This window comes from Amycolatopsis sp. NPDC059657 (genome assembly GCF_042734395.1).
In the GTDB taxonomy this organism is placed as follows: domain Bacteria; phylum Actinomycetota; class Actinomycetes; order Mycobacteriales; family Pseudonocardiaceae; genus Amycolatopsis.
The window spans coordinates 16,168-30,032 of sequence record NZ_JBHWEB010000115.1; the positions used below are offsets into that span (position 1 = coordinate 16,168).

General features: G+C 69.1%; 14 protein-coding genes. 6 read left to right on the plus strand and 8 right to left on the minus strand.

Going from position 1 to position 13,865, the window contains the following annotated elements:
* Positions 1–22: 22 nt before the first annotated feature.
* A complete protein-coding gene (arc, locus tag ACFV15_RS38845) occupies positions 23–1,834 on the minus strand; it encodes a proteasome ATPase (RefSeq protein WP_378357233.1) in 1,812 nt (603 codons plus the stop codon).
* A 401-nt stretch (positions 1,835–2,235) separates the two neighbouring features.
* Here arc and ACFV15_RS38850 point away from each other — a divergent pair, with 401 nt between their 5' ends.
* Both ACFV15_RS38850 and ACFV15_RS38855 read left to right on the plus strand, forming a co-directional pair.
* Positions 2,236–3,123: a hypothetical protein gene (locus ACFV15_RS38850; RefSeq protein ID WP_378357234.1), complete on the plus strand. Its 888-nt coding sequence runs from the start codon at positions 2,236–2,238 to the stop codon at positions 3,121–3,123.
* Positions 3,096–3,593: a hypothetical protein gene (locus tag ACFV15_RS38855; RefSeq protein WP_378357236.1), complete on the plus strand. Its 498-nt coding sequence runs from the start codon at positions 3,096–3,098 to the stop codon at positions 3,591–3,593. The genes ACFV15_RS38850 and ACFV15_RS38855 overlap by 28 nt, the downstream gene beginning before the upstream one ends.
* Here ACFV15_RS38855 and ACFV15_RS38860 read toward each other — a convergent pair.
* Both ACFV15_RS38860 and ACFV15_RS38865 read right to left on the minus strand, forming a co-directional pair.
* Positions 3,590–4,420 (minus strand): tRNA (adenine-N1)-methyltransferase, encoded by an 831-nt coding sequence (locus ACFV15_RS38860; protein ID WP_378357237.1) that lies wholly within the window; start codon positions 4,418–4,420, stop codon positions 3,590–3,592. The genes ACFV15_RS38855 and ACFV15_RS38860 overlap by 4 nt on opposite strands.
* A gap of 50 nt (positions 4,421–4,470) precedes the next feature.
* A complete protein-coding gene (locus tag ACFV15_RS38865) occupies positions 4,471–5,622 on the minus strand; it encodes a site-2 protease family protein (RefSeq protein ID WP_378357238.1) in 1,152 nt (383 codons plus the stop codon).
* 109 nt (positions 5,623–5,731) lie between these two features.
* On the opposite strand from ACFV15_RS38865, the gene ACFV15_RS38870 reads away from it, so the two are divergent.
* The 4 genes from ACFV15_RS38870 to ACFV15_RS38885 all read left to right on the plus strand — a co-directional run bounded on the left by ACFV15_RS38870 (position 5,732) and on the right by ACFV15_RS38885 (position 9,534).
* Entirely contained in the window at positions 5,732–6,619 is an 888-nt protein-coding gene (locus ACFV15_RS38870; protein ID WP_378357239.1) for a RecB family exonuclease, read from the plus strand.
* A gap of 2 nt (positions 6,620–6,621) precedes the next feature.
* On the plus strand, positions 6,622–7,404 hold the full coding sequence (locus tag ACFV15_RS38875) for a thioesterase family protein (protein WP_378357241.1): 783 nt from the start codon (positions 6,622–6,624) through the stop codon (positions 7,402–7,404).
* A gap of 52 nt (positions 7,405–7,456) precedes the next feature.
* Entirely contained in the window at positions 7,457–8,392 is a 936-nt protein-coding gene (locus tag ACFV15_RS38880) for a ParA family protein (protein ID WP_378357242.1), read from the plus strand.
* A 485-nt stretch (positions 8,393–8,877) separates the two neighbouring features.
* A complete protein-coding gene (locus ACFV15_RS38885; protein ID WP_378357244.1) occupies positions 8,878–9,534 on the plus strand; it encodes a hypothetical protein in 657 nt (218 codons plus the stop codon).
* Here the strand turns inward: ACFV15_RS38885 and ACFV15_RS38890 are convergent.
* The 5 genes from ACFV15_RS38890 to ACFV15_RS38910 are packed head-to-tail and all read right to left on the minus strand — an operon-like array spanning position 9,531 to position 13,566.
* Positions 9,531–10,454, minus strand: a complete 924-nt coding sequence (locus ACFV15_RS38890; protein ID WP_378357246.1) for an AEC family transporter — start codon at positions 10,452–10,454, stop codon at positions 9,531–9,533. The two genes, ACFV15_RS38885 and ACFV15_RS38890, sit on opposite strands and share 4 nt — an antisense overlap.
* Positions 10,451–11,296 carry an ATP phosphoribosyltransferase gene (gene hisG / locus ACFV15_RS38895; protein WP_378357248.1) on the minus strand — a complete coding sequence of 282 codons (846 nt, stop codon included), beginning with the start codon at positions 11,294–11,296 and terminating at the stop codon, positions 10,451–10,453. Before hisG ends, ACFV15_RS38890 begins: the two co-directional genes overlap by 4 nt.
* A 14-nt stretch (positions 11,297–11,310) precedes the next feature.
* A complete protein-coding gene (locus ACFV15_RS38900; RefSeq protein WP_091292903.1) occupies positions 11,311–11,574 on the minus strand; it encodes a phosphoribosyl-ATP diphosphatase in 264 nt (87 codons plus the stop codon).
* A 44-nt stretch (positions 11,575–11,618) separates the two neighbouring features.
* A complete protein-coding gene (locus ACFV15_RS38905) occupies positions 11,619–12,113 on the minus strand; it encodes a methylated-DNA--[protein]-cysteine S-methyltransferase (RefSeq protein ID WP_378357249.1) in 495 nt (164 codons plus the stop codon).
* A 10-nt stretch (positions 12,114–12,123) separates the two neighbouring features.
* Entirely contained in the window at positions 12,124–13,566 is a 1,443-nt protein-coding gene (locus ACFV15_RS38910) for a DNA-3-methyladenine glycosylase 2 family protein (RefSeq protein WP_378357250.1), read from the minus strand.
* Between the last annotated feature and the right edge of the window lie 299 nt (positions 13,567–13,865).

A 13,865-nucleotide genomic window follows, 5' to 3' on the forward strand; every position in this document is an offset into this window, starting at 1 on the left:
TGCCACCCCGTTCACCCGATGCCTACAGGTACTGGCCGGTGTTCGTGGCCGTGTCGATCGCCCGGCCGGAGTCCGTGTTCTTGCCGGTGACGAGCGTGCGGATGTAGACGATCCGCTCGCCCTTCTTGCCGGAGATACGGGCCCAGTCATCCGGGTTGGTGGTGTTCGGCAAGTCCTCGTTCTCCGCGAACTCGTCCACGATCGCGTCCAGCAGGTGCTGCACGCGCAGGCCGGGCTGGTTGGTCTCCAGCACGGACTTGATCGCCGATTTCTTCGCACGGTCCACGATGTTCTGGATCATCGCGCCCGAGTTGAAGTCGCGGAAGTACAGGACTTCCTTGTCACCGTTGGCGTAGGTGACCTCGAGGAACCGGTTCTCGTCCGTCTCCTCGTACATCCGCTCGACGGTGTGCTGGATCATCGCGTCGATCGTCGCCTTGGTGTCGCCACCGAACTCGGCCAGATCGTCTTGATGGATGGGCAACCCGGTGAGCAGGTACTTGGAGAAGATGTCCTTGGCGCCTTCGGCGTCAGGACGCTCGATCTTGATCTTGACGTCGAGCCTGCCCGGCCGCAGGATCGCCGGGTCGATCATGTCCTCACGGTTGGAGGCGCCGATGACGATGACGTTCTCCAGCCCTTCCACACCGTCGATCTCCGAGAGCAGCTGCGGCACGATCGTCGTCTCGACATCGGACGACACGCCACTGCCCCGGGTGCGGAAGATCGAGTCCATCTCGTCGAAGAACACGATCACCGGCGTCCCTTCGGACGCCTTCTCCCGCGCTCGCTGGAAGATCAAGCGGATGTGCCGCTCGGTCTCGCCGACGAACTTGTTGAGCAGCTCGGGACCCTTGATGTTGAGGAAGTACGACTTCGCCTCGGCGGCGTTGCCGTCGTCTCCCCGCGCCGCCGCGACCTTCTTCGCCAGCGAGTTGGCGACGGCCTTGGCGATCAGGGTCTTACCGCACCCGGGAGGACCGTAGAGCAGCACGCCCTTCGGCGGCCGCAGCTGGTACTCCAGGTACAGGTCGGCGTGCAGGAAGGGCAGCTCCACCGCGTCGCGGATCTGCTCGATCTGCCTGGTCAGGCCACCGATGTCCTCGTACTGGACGTCGGGGACCTCTTCGAGCACGAGGTCCTCGACCTCGGCCTTGGGCACCCGCTCATAGGCGTACCCCGCCTTCGAGTCGACCAGCAGCGAGTCGCCCGGCTTGAGGGGCTGATCCGCCAGTGGATCGGACAGGAAGACCACACGCTCTTCGTCGGCGTGCCCGACAACGAGACCGCGGTATGGACCGCCGTCCTGCTCCGGGGCCAGCACCTCGCGCAGTGCGCACACCTCGCCCGTGCGCTCGAAGCCGCCGCCTTCGACCACGGTGAGCGCTTCGTTGAGCCGAAGTGCCTGACCGCGCTTGAGTGACTCGACCTCGACCGCGGGTGAGACCGATACCCGCATCCTGCGCCCGGCGGTGAACACGTCGACCGTGCCATCCTCGAACGCTTCCACGAAAACGCCGTAACCACTCGGCGGTTGGGCGAGCCGGTCCACTTCCTCACGGAGAGCGAGCAACTGGCCACGAGCCTCGCGGAGGGTCTCGACCAGCTTGGTGTTGCGCTCAGTGAGTTGGCTCACACGTTCCGACGCCTCGGCGAGTCGCTGTTCGAGAACGCGGTTCTGCCTAGGCGAGTCCGTCAGCTTACGACGCAGCAGCGCCACTTCCTCCTCGAGGAAACGGACCTGCCGCGCTTGTTCGTCCGACGTGATTCCAGCTCCAGTCGTTTCTGAAGGGTCGGCATCTTCATGCCGACCTCCGGGAAGGTCATGGTGCATCGGGCACCTCCTCGGAGTGCTTTTCAGTCCACGGTACCGGCGATCACCGACAATAAAAGTCCTTTCCGCATCACAGGATCGGCGCGTCGCCCTTTCGACCTTGCAACAGCACGGAGATTTCCCAAGCACAAGAGTCCAATACGGTGCACGAAGAACACCTCCGATCACTACCGTCCGTGCGACGAGATTGCGCACGATTCGCGTGGTTCGCGGCCGGGACCCGGCCACCGGGACACTCCATCGGCGGTATGGGAACCGACGCGGCGCCCTGCGCGTCGCAGCGGTGATACCCAGCACCAGTGGCACCTAACCGCGCGGGCGGGCACGCCCGTGGTTAGCATCGGGCCACGTTCCGCTTGGGGCCGACCAGGTGTTTCACGCCAGCCAGTCAGGGAGCTTTGATGACCTACCCGCCGCAGCAGCCAGGTCCGTACGGGCAGCAGCCGGGACCGTACGGACAGCAGCCGGGCGGCGACTGGGGTTCGCCCCCGCAACCGAGCGGCCAGCCGCCGCAGCAGGGCGGCTATCCGCCCGCCCAGCCGCCCCAGCAGCAGCAATGGGGCCAGCAGGGTGACCAGTGGGGCCAGCAGCAGCCCGCGCAGCAGCCTCAGTGGGGCCAGGAGCAGCCGCAGTGGGGCCAGCAGGGGGCATACCCCGGCGGCACCCAGCAGTTCCCCCATGGCGACCAGTGGGGCCAGCCGCAGGGCGGCGGCCATCCGGGTGGTTTCGGTGTCGACCCCGAGCCGCCGAAGAAGAAGACCGGCCTGATCGTCGGTCTCGCGATCGCCGCGGTCGTCGTCATCGGCGGCGCGGCCGGCCTGATCATCTGGCTCAACAACGACGACGGCAAGACCAACGACGCCGCCACCAGCCAGACGCCGGGACCGTCCTCGCCCGCGCCCGGCCCCGGTGGCGGTTCGAGCTCGAAGCCGAAGCCGTCGGCGTCCGGTTCCCCGTCCTCGACCGGCAGCGCGAAGCCGACCGGCTCGGCGGGCCCGGCTCCCGGCGGCAAGCCGACCGCGCAGGAGATGGCCGACGGTGTCGTCGCGGCCATCAACGCGCACGACGGCAAGGCGCTGGGCAGCGCCGCGTGCCGCAGCGCGAACCAGAAGGACGACCTCCCGGTGAACCCGACCGCGCAGGCCGAGTCCACCGGCGCGCCGGTGGAGTCCGGCGACACCGCGAAAGCGCCGATCAAGGCGAGCTTCGACGGCAAGTCCCGCAACGGCGTGATCAAGCTGAAGAAGGAAGCCGGACTCTGGTGCTACAACGGCCTGGCGGACAGCTGAGCCCAACCCCGTCACCGGGCAGGAAGGGCCTCTACGCGGGGCTCGGCCTGCTCGGTGTCGTCGTGGCCGGTGTCGTCGCCGGGCTGCTGCTGATCGGCCCGCGTGAGCCGGATCCGGCACCCGAGGCACCCCCGCCGCCACGCCCGGCACCGACGTCGACGCTGACCAGCCCCTCGCTGGTGGAGAGCGAACTCGTCGCGACCGGGCAGGCGATCGCCGCCGCGATCACCCAAGGCGACTCGGCCGCGTTCGGGAAACTCGCCTGCGAACCCCAGAGTCCCGCGGCGATGCGACAGCTTCAGGACAAATGGGACGCGGCGGGCACCGTCACCGCGACCATGGTGCAGCCGGTGAAGGTCGCGGGCGAACGCGCGACCATCACCATTCATGTCGAAAGCCCCAACGGGGCCAAAAAGGACACCGATTTCCCGATCCGCAAAAAAGCGGATCGGTGGTGCATTCCCGGCTAGGACACGCCCTTGGCGGGGCGGCGCTGCACGCGCGGCGAGACCACGCCGTCCGCGAGACGGCGCGCGGTCAGCAGGAACGCGGTGTGCGCGACCATCCGGTGATCAGGGCGCACGGCGAGGCCGACGACGTGCCACGGCCGCATCAGCGTCTCCCACGACTCGGGCTCGGTCCAGCACTGCTGCTCACGCAACGCCTCGGTGATCCGCGAAAGCTGCGTCACCGTCGCGACGTAGACGGTCAGCACGCCGCCGGGCACCAGGTTCTTCGCCACGGTCGGCAACTGCTCCCACGGCGCGAGCATGTCCAGCACCACCCGGTCGACCTGGCCCTCGTGCGTCGAGAGGTCGTCGACCGTCAGCGACCAGTTGTCCGGCTTGCTGCCGAAGAACCGCTTGACGTTGCGCTCGGCGTGCTCGGCGTGGTCGTCGCGGATCTCGTACGACTGGACGGTCCCGGTCGGCCCGACCGCGCGCAGCAGCGAGCAGGTCAGCGCACCGGAGCCGGCGCCTGCTTCGAGCACGCGCGCGCCGGGAAAGATGTCGCCCCACATGACGATCTGCGCGGCGTCCTTCGGGTAGATGACCTGCGCGCCGCGCGGCATCGAGAGCACGTAGTCGGGCAGCAGCGGGCGCAGTGCCAGGTACGACGTCCCGCCGCCCGAGACCACGATCGACCCTTCCGGCAACCCGATGACGTCGTCGTGCAGCAGCGCGCCACGGTGGGTGTGGAACTCCGCGCCGGGTTCGAGCACCATCGTGTAGTGCCGCCCCTTCGGGTCCGTCAACTGAACCCGGTCCCCCACCTGAAACGGTCCGCTGACCGACACTCAAACCTCCAACGACGAAACGTGACGCCTGATCGTCGCAGGTCGGCAAGTCAGCCGGGCAAGTGCCCCGACATCGCGGCGCGCAGGTCCTCGCGGCGCAGCACGCCGGCGGGCCTGCCCTCGTCGTCGACCACCAGGAACTGCCACGCCGGGGTTTCCCGCACCCGCTCGGCGATCTCCTCGCCCGGCTCGGACGCGAGCAGCACCGTCTCCGCGCGGATCGGCTCCGCGGCGAGTTCGGCTGGCGAGTGCGGGCTTTCCGACGCGAGGCGCTGAGCAGCCGTTTCGTCGAGCAGCCCGGCCGCGACGCCGTCCGCGCGCACCAGCACGACACCACGCCCCGCCGACGCGGCGAGCGCGTCCGCGACCGGGCTTTCGGCCGGCAGCTGGAGAACGGGACGGATCAGCTGGGCGAGCGTCAGACCTTCCGGCCAGCTCCGCCTGCTCTCGGCGGCGAGCTCACCGCTCGCGCCCATCGCGACGAACCACGCTGTGATGACACACACGCCGAGCCGCAGCCAGCGGTCCTCGCTGCCCGCCGCGAGCCCCCACAGCGCCCAGACCATCAGGCCGGACGCGACCAGGCCGCCGCCGACGACCGCGGCCTTGGTGCCCTTCGCGCGCTTGCCGGTGATCGCCCACACCCCCGCGCGCAGCATCCGGCCGCCGTCGAGCGGCAGCCCCGGCAGCAGGTTGAACACGCCGACCGCGAAGTTCGCGACCGCGCATTCGGCGACCAGCAGCCACGCCGAGCCGCCGGAGGGCACGGCCAGCATGAGCACCGCGCAGAACGCGCCGAGCCCGAGCGACACGATCGGACCGGCCGCGGCGACCAGTCCCTCCTGACCCGGTTTGCGTGGCGTGCGCGCGACTTCCGAGACGCCGCCGAGCAGGAACAACCGCAGCCGCCTGACCGGGATGCCCAGCCGCAGCGCGACGAGGCAGTGGCCAAGCTCGTGTGCCAGTACGGAAAGCCCGAGCAGTACCGCGAAGGCCGCCGCGAGCAGCCACGACGTCGCCATCGACGCGCCGGGCAGCAGCCTGCCGACCAGCGGCGCGTAGAGCACGACGACGATCAGCGAGCCGAGCCACCACGAGGGCGCCAGCAGCACCGGCACCCCGTCGACACGGAAGAGGAGCAGCCCGCCGTCGAGCACGGATCGCCGATGCGAACCCGCGCTGTGCTGACTGGTGGCTGCCACGTCAGAAGCCTACGGGCCACCGTGTGGGAGTCGAGTGATCTCGGCTGGCGCGATCGGGTGAGGTGTTGCGGTCCCCGAACCTGTCGGTGGGCCGGGATACGCTCGCGGCATGTCGCAAAGCACCGAGGTGAGTGAACCGACGGCTGGACCGGTCGCCCGCAGGCGTCCGGCGCTGTCGCCGTCACGTGCCAGCGACTTCAAGCAGTGCCCGCTGCTGTATCGCTTCCGCGCGGTCGACCGGTTGCCCGAGATCCCGACCAAGGCCCAGCTGCGCGGCACGCTGGTCCATTCGGTGCTGGAGAAGCTGTTCGCGCTCCCCCAGCCGGACCGGGTGCCCGCGCGGGCGAAGGAGCTGCTGGAACCGGCGTGGGCGGAGCTGTCGGCCGAGCGCCCCGAGTGGAGCGAGCTGTTCGCCGACGAGAAACCGGAGCAGGTCGACAAGTGGCTGGAGTCGGCGCTCAAGCTGATCGACACCTACTTCGGCCTCGAGGACCCGACCAGGTTCGAGCCGGAGGCGTGCGAGCTGCACGTCGAGATCGAGCTGGGCTCGGGCGTGCTGCTGCGCGGGTACGTCGACCGGGTGGACGTCGCGCCGACCGGTGAGATGCGCGTGGTCGACTACAAGACCGGCGCCGCGCCGCGTGAGATCGGCGAGGCGAAGGCCTTGTTCCAGATGAAGTTCTACGCGGTGGTGCTGTGGCGGCTGCGCGGGATCGTGCCGCGTCAGCTCAAGCTGATGTACCTCACGGACGGGCAGTCGCTGGCGTACACACCGGACGAGGCGGAGCTGCTGCGCTTCGAGCGGACGCTGGAGGCCATCTGGCAGGCGATCCTCAAGGCGGGCAAGACCGGCGACTTCCGGCCCAACCCGAGCAAGCTGTGCGGCTGGTGCGACCACCAGGCGCGCTGCCCGTCGTTCGGCGGCACACCGCCGGAGTACCCGGGCTGGCCGGAGCCGGACGCGGGCGAAGAGACCCCGATCGACCGGGCGGACTAGAGATGACCGAAGCCTTTTACCAGCCGCTCGGCGACGACCGGTTCCAGCCGGCCCTGCACACGGCCGGGCCGTGGAACCCCGACGCCCAGCACTTCGGGCCGCCGTCGGCGCTGCTCGTGCGCGCGCTGGAAGGTGTCGAAGGCGGGCACGGCAAGCAACTCACGCGGGTGACGGTCGAGATTCTCGGCCCGGCTCCGCTGACCGAATTGACCGTTCGCGCTGGTCTGGACCGGCCGGGCCGGTCGGTCGAACTGCTTTCGGCCGAGCTGCGCGACGGCGGCCGCACGGTCGCGCGAGCGTCGGCGTGGCGTATCTCCACTTCGGACACGGCCGGGATCGCGACCGACCCGATGCCATCCCTCGCCGCGCCCGAGGACGCGCCACCCGCGAACTGGCCGGCCGGCTGGGGCGGCGGCTACCTCGAGTCGATGGAGTGGCGCGCCGTCCGGGGCGCGCCCGACGAGGCCGGACCGGCGGCGGTGTGGGCCCGGCAGCGGGTGCCGCTCGTCGCGGGCGAGGAACCCAGCCCGCTGCAACGGCTTTTCGTGGTCGCGGACTCCGGCAACGGCGTCTCGAACTTCCTCGACCCCCGGCAGTGGTGGTTCATCAACACCGAACTGACCGTCCATCTGAGCCGCGAACCCGAGGGCGAGTGGATCGGCATCTACGCCAGGACGGTCGTCGGCCCGCGCGGCACCGGGTTCGCCAGCAGTACGCTGCACGATCGGTCGGGGCACGTGGGCGCGGGCCAGCAGGCACTGCTCGTCAGATCGCGTGCGGGCTGAGCGTAGATCGAATACCCTTCGCGCCAACCACGAACCAGGGAGCACGCCCAGTATGCAGATCACCTCGGTGGTCAACCAGAAAGGCGGGGTCGGCAAGACCTCGCTCAGCGTCGGCGCGGCGGCGGCGCTGGCCGAACGCGGACGGCGCGTCCTGCTCATCGACCTGGACCCCCAGGGCCACGCCACCACGGAGATGCTCGGCCTGGCCGAAGCACCGGTGGAGGCGCCGAGCCTGGCCAAGGCGCTCACCAAGATCTGGAAGGGCCCGGTCGAAGAGCTGATCGTGCCCCACCCCCGCAGCAACGTCGGCCGCGGCGGCTGCTTCGACGTCGTCCCGACGTCACCCGGCATGTTCGACCTCATCCGCAGGCTCGACCAGTTCCGCGTGCCAGGCTGGCAACTCGCCAGGGTCCTCCAGTTCGCGAACTACGACCACATCGTCATCGACTGCCCGCCCGCACTCGACGTCCTGACGAACAACGCGCTCGCCGCGTCGCACGGGATACTGGTCCCGGTCCAGCCCGACCGCACGAGCATCCGCGCGCTGCGGCTGCTGAACGACCAGATCAACTACGTCCAGCAGACGGTCAACCGTCCCCCGATCGCGTACTTCGGCATCGTCCCCGGCCTGTACCGCCGCCCGATCTCGCACTACGCGGCGGCGGCGCTGCAGGAGCTCTACGGCTTCGGCATCCCGATGCTGTCCCACATCCCGCTCGGCGTGGTGATGAACGAGGCCGCGGCACACGGCGTCCCGGTGACCACCTTCGCCCCGGAAACGATCCAGGCGGTCTCCTTCCGCGAGATCGCCGAAACACTGGACAACTACTACGCCCAGCGCCCCCAGCCCGCGGTGATCCCCGCCGAAGAGGAATTCGTCTTCGAGGACTTCATCACCCAGGTCTCGCATGCCCGCAACACCAACGACAACGGCGCCCGCAAAGGCCTCTACGACCTCATGCCCAAACGCCCGAGGCCCCCGCACTGACAAAAGGATCGTGGGGTAAAGGAGGCCCTCACCCGTATATCTGCAATGCCGGGTGGTCAAGGGTCGGGCAGGTTGGCCAAACCCGCTGCTCGGCGGGTGCCGCAGGGGTGGTTCAACGTTGCGAACGGGGCGTTCGCAACGCTGAGCGACACATACGCCCCGTTCATTCCGCCCACCCACCCCACAAAGCAGGCTTGCGGCCGGGCCACCGACGACGGCCCGGCCGGCTCGGGTTTCACGTGCTCGCGTGTCGATTGACGACGCAGGCCAAGCCTTGACTACCCAGCATTGCGTATATCTGGGTGAAGGAGGCCCTCACCAACTTGGCTTGTGTGAGGGAGGCCCTCACTCAGCTGCCCTGGGGGTACGCCACATTTGGCTTTCCCCTCAAATAACCGTCGGCAACGCTCACGGGCTATCGTCTTCGGGTGCCGCAGAACGACGATCGACCCACGCAGGTTCATCCGCCACTGGGGACGCTTCCGATGCTTCCCCCGACGTCAGGCCCGGCGCTCGCCGAATCGTCGCTCACCTGGACGTCCTTGCCTGAGGCGCTTCCGGTCATTTGGCGTTCCGAGCTGACCCATCAGCCGCAGGGCGCCACCGTCGAACTGCACCTCGTACCCGTCGACCTCGGTTTTCGCCACGAGGCAAGCGAACTCGAAAGTGTTTCCCTGCCCGCGCTCGGGCGCGCGCACGCATTCTTCACGTCACTCGAAGGGCTTGAAGTCAGCTCATCCGATGATGTGGTGTGGGCACATTCCACCGATCGGGCGACGGGAACCGGCGTCGCGGTGCATCGGTCCGGGCAGCGGTCGTGCTGGTTCCAGCTGCCCCGCGAGCAAATCGGCGCTGTCATGGATGAGAAAGACCTCAGCGCGCACCTCGTCCGGATGCTCGACCTGCTCACCGGAATCGACCTTCCGCTCGCGGATTCGGTGGCGCCGACGATCGGCCTCGACCCGGTCGGGTTGGTGCGCCTGGGCCGTCCCGATCCGGCCACTCACTCGATTCCGCTCCAGGAACGGGTCCGGATCCGGTTCGACGCCGAGGAATCCGTCCCGGCCGACGCCCTGCGTCATTCGGCGCACGCCGTCGCGGACGAGCTCACCGCCCGCCTCGCAGCGGCGCTGCACGACTAGCTCAGCAGCGCGGCGACGACGGAAAGCGTTGCCATGGAAAGCAAAGTCGTGATCAGCACGGCGTCGCGGGTGAAGCGGCTGTCGATCGCGTACTGACTGGTCGCGATGAAAATGTTCTGTGCCGTAGGCAAAGCCGAGCACAAGACCGCGGCGAGCATGGCCGGCTGAGGCAAGCCCAGCAGCAGTCCGACGCCCAAAGCGACCAATGGCTGCGCGATCACCTTCAACAACACCACCATCGTCAGCTCACCTCGACGCGGTTCGCCCGGGACCTCGGTCTTGCCGGGGTTCAAAGACATGCCCAAGGCCAAGAGTGCCGTCGCCACACCCGCGTTTCCAAGGGTGTGGATCGGCTGCATCAGCAGGTCGGGCAGCTGCAGCCCGGTCGTCCCGACCAGGACGCCGAGCAACGAGGCCGCGATGACCGGGTTGCGCACCGGCAGCATGAGCAGCGCGCGCACGCGGGAGCTTTCGCCGCGCGGGACGTCCGACTCCAGCAGGCCGAGCATCAGCGGCATCATGCAGAGCGACTGGATCAGCAGCACCGACACGATGAACGACGAGCCGCCGAGCACCTGCAGCGCGACCGGGATGCCCAGGTTGCCCGCGTTCGTGTAGCAGGCGGCCATGCCGGTGACCACGCGTTCGCCACGCTTGCGGCGGAACACCCAGCGGGATCCCGCGGCGGCGGTGACACCCACCGCCGCCGTGCCCGCCACAAAGGCGATCAAGCCGGGATTGACCAGAGCCGACAACGAGGTGCTGATCAGGGTGCTGAAGACCACCGCGGGCATGGCGACGGTGAACGCGAAACGGGTCAACACCTGGTCCGCGCGGTCACCGAGCACCGAAAAGCGGCTCAGCAGATACCCGAGCCCGGTGATCGCCCAGATGGGGGCGAACGCCGGGAGGACACTCACAGCCGGCAGGAGCGGATGTCCGAGGCCAGAACCGCTTTGGCGCCGAGCTCGGCGAGCTCGTCCATGATCTGGTTGACCTGCTTGCGCGACACCATCGCGCGCACCGCCACCCAGTCCTCGTGCGCGAGCGGGGCGACGGTCGGCGACTCGAGGCCTGGGGTGACCGCGACCGCCTGCTCCAGCAACGTCCGCGGGCAGTCGTAGTCGAGCATCATGTACTGCTGCGCGAAGACGACGCCCTGCAGCCGCGCCGACAGCTGGGCCTGCGCCTTGGTCAGCTCGCGGCCCGCGCGGTGCACGAGGACGCCTTCCGACCGGCAGATGACGTCACCGAACGCGACGAGGTTGTGCTGGCGCAGCGTGCGGCCGGAGCCGACCACGTCCGCGACCGCGTCGGCGACGCCGAGCTGGATCGAGATCTCGACCGCGCCGTCGAGGCGGATGATCTCGGCCTCGATGCCGCGTGCTCCGAGGTCTTTGCGGACCAAGCGCGGGTAGGACGTCGCGAGGCGCTTGCCGTGCAGGTCCTCGACCTTCCACTCGCGGCCGGCGGGCGCGGCGTAGCGGAACGTCGAGCCGCCGAAGCCCAGCGACAGGGTCTCGTCGACGGGCGCGCCGGAGTCGTTCGCCAGGTCGCGGCCGGTGATGCCGAGGTCGAGCTCGCCGGAGCCGACGTAGATCGGGATGTCCTTGGGCCGCAGGTAGAAGAACTCGACCTCGTTGTGCGGGTCGAGCACGGTCAGGTCGCGAGCCTCATGGCGCTGCCGGTACCCCGCCTCACCGAGCATCTCCGAAGCGGAAACGGCGAGCGCTCCCTTGTTCGGCACGGCAACACGCAGCATCGGACTTCCCTCTTTCACAGGTAGCGGTAAACGTCCTCGATGGACAGACCACGGCCCAGCATCAGCACCTGGAGCCGGTACAGCAGCTGCGAGATCTCCTCGGCGAGCCGCTCGTCGGATTCGTGCTCGGCGGCGATCCACACCTCGCCTGCTTCTTCGAGCACCTTCTTGCCCTGCGCGTGCACGCCCGCGTCCAGCGCGGCGACGGTGCCGGAGCCGTCGGGGCGGGTGCGCGCGCGCTCGGCAAGCTCGGCGAACAGCTCATCGAAGGTCTTCACACCCGCGATCCTTCCATCCGCGATTCCACCGGCTGGACCCGCCCTTAGAACAGGGCCACCGGACCGCGTTCGAAGTCGAGCAGGAACCGCTTCCGCTCGATGCCGCCGCCGTAGCCGGTCAGGTCGCCGGTCGAGCCGACAACGCGGTGACAAGGCACGATGACGCTGATCGGGTTCTTGCCGTTGGCCAGCCCGACGGCCCGTGACGCGGTCGGATTGCCGAGCCGCTGGGCCAGCTCACCGTAGGAAATCGTCTCGCCATATGGGATTTCGGTCAGTTCTGTCCACACGCGACGCTGGAACTCGGTGCCCGCGAACGTGATCGGCAGGTCGAATTCACGCCGCTGACCCGCGAAGTATTCCTTCAGTTGGGATTCGACACGCGCGAACAGCTCGTACCCCGCGTCCTCCGGACCGAAGGTCTCGAACTTCGGGAGGTGCCGCTGCTGCTCCATGTACAGCCCGGCCAGCGCGCCGTCCTGCGCGACGACAGTGAGCTTCCCGATCGGGCTTTCGAGCACGGCATGAGTCCTGGTCATGTGTTTCTCCTTACGCGGGAAGGTAGTTGATCGGGTGGTCGCCGGTCGCCCAGAGGTGCTGCACGGCGTACGCGCGCCACGGCCGCCAGCGCGCCGCGTGCTCGGTGAGCTTCTCGATGCCGAGCCCCTTGGCCGCGAGCTTGACGCCCAGGTCGTTCGGGATGAACGCGTCCGGGTCGCCGAGCGCGCGCATCGCGATCGTTTCGACCGTCCAGGGGCCGAAACCGGGCAACTCGGTCAGCGCGGCGCGGGTGCGGTCCCAGTCCGCGCCCGCGCCGAGATCGAGGTCACCCATGGTCTCGATCAAGCCGAGCAGGGTGCGGCGACGGGACTTCGGCATGGCCAGCGTCTCGGGATCGAGGTCTTTCAGTGCTTCCGTACCCGGGAAGAGGTGGGTCAGGCCGCCGTCCGGGTCGTCGATGGGCTCGCCGTGCGCCTGGACCAGCCGCGCGGCGTGCGTGCGGGCGGCGGCGGTCGACACCTGCTGGCCGAGCACCGCGCGCACCGCGAACTCCTCGCCGTCGACCGTGCGCGGCACGCGGCGGCCGGGTTCCTTGGCCACCAGCGGCGCGAGCAGCGGGTCCTGGGCCAGCAGCTCGTCGACGGCGACCGGGTCGGCGTCGAGGTCGAGCAGCCAGCGGCACCGGCTGATGGCCATCGAGAGGTCACGCAGGTCGGTCAGGGTGAGCTGGCAGCCGATGTGATCCGGCAACGGCCGCAGCGCGACCACGCCGTGCCCGTGCGGCAGGCGCAGGGTGCGGCGGTACGCGCCGTCACGCCACTCCTCGACGCCCGGCACACCCGTCGCGGCGAGATGCCCGAACAGGTTGTCAGGGCACAGCGGCGCGCGGAACGGCAGCCGCAACGCGATCGTGCCCGTCGTGGCCCGCGCTTTCGTCCGGCCGCGCAGCTCGGTCGGCGACAGCGCGAAGACCTCGCGGACGGTGTCGTTGAACGTCCGGATGCTGGAGAACCCGGCGGCCAGCGCGAGGTCGCTCATCGGCAGCGTGGTCGTCTCGATGAGCACCCGTGCCGTCTGCGCCCGCTGTGACCTGGCCAAAGCCAGCGGCCCGGCGCCGAGTTCGGCGATCAGCTGCCGTTCGACCTGCCGCACGCTGTACCCGAGCCTGCTCGCCAGGCCCGGCACACCGTCCCGGTCGACCACACCGTCGGCGATCAGGCGCATCGCCCTGGCGACCAGGTCGGCGCGCACGTTCCACTCCGGCGAGCCGGGGCTCGCGTCGGGGCGGCACCGTTTGCAGGCCCGGAACCCGGCCTGCTGTGCCGCGGCCGCGCTCGGGTGGAACGTCATGTTCTCGGGCTTGGGCGGCACCACCGGGCAGCTGGGACGGCAGTAGATGCGCGTCGTCAGTACCGCGGTGAAGAACCACCCGTCGAAGCGGGCGTCCTTCGACTGGACCGCCCGCACGCACCGCTCGAAGTCCTCATGCACCCCACCAGCATCGCGGGTCGCCCACCCTCGCGCTGGCGAAAAAACGACATGGGCGTCGAACACCCAGCGGGTCGGCAGGCGTACCCCGACGGTCGGCACACGTGCCTGACGGGTCGGCACGCTGACGACCCTCCAGGCACGCGAGCCGACCCTTCGGGCACCTAAGCCTGGACGGCGTTTTAGCAGGTCAAGGGTCGTGAGTGGTATGGCCGGTTAGAACCGGCCGTAACAAACACGACTACAGAATCCTGCGCAACTACGCGACAACCACCCCGACCAGGGAGTAGCGGAAGATACGG

Bases quoted from the DNA above. Each gene is read 5' to 3' on its own strand.
- ACFV15_RS38880 (WP_378357242.1), top strand. From the start codon at position 7,457: ATGCAGATCACCTCGGTGGTCAACCAGAAAGGCGGGGTCGGCAAGACC.
- ACFV15_RS38875 (WP_378357241.1), top strand. From the start codon at position 6,622: ATGACCGAAGCCTTTTACCAGCCGCTCGGCGACGACCGGTTCCAGCCG.
- hisG (WP_378357248.1), bottom strand. From the start codon at position 11,296: ATGCTGCGTGTTGCCGTGCCGAACAAGGGAGCGCTCGCCGTTTCCGCT.
- ACFV15_RS38905 (WP_378357249.1), bottom strand. From the start codon at position 12,113: ATGACCAGGACTCATGCCGTGCTCGAAAGCCCGATCGGGAAGCTCACT.
- arc (WP_378357233.1), bottom strand. From the start codon at position 1,834: ATGCACCATGACCTTCCCGGAGGTCGGCATGAAGATGCCGACCCTTCA.
- ACFV15_RS38870 (WP_378357239.1), top strand. From the start codon at position 5,732: ATGTCGCAAAGCACCGAGGTGAGTGAACCGACGGCTGGACCGGTCGCC.
- ACFV15_RS38850 (WP_378357234.1), top strand. From the start codon at position 2,236: ATGACCTACCCGCCGCAGCAGCCAGGTCCGTACGGGCAGCAGCCGGGA.
- ACFV15_RS38885 (WP_378357244.1), top strand. From the start codon at position 8,878: ATGCTTCCCCCGACGTCAGGCCCGGCGCTCGCCGAATCGTCGCTCACC.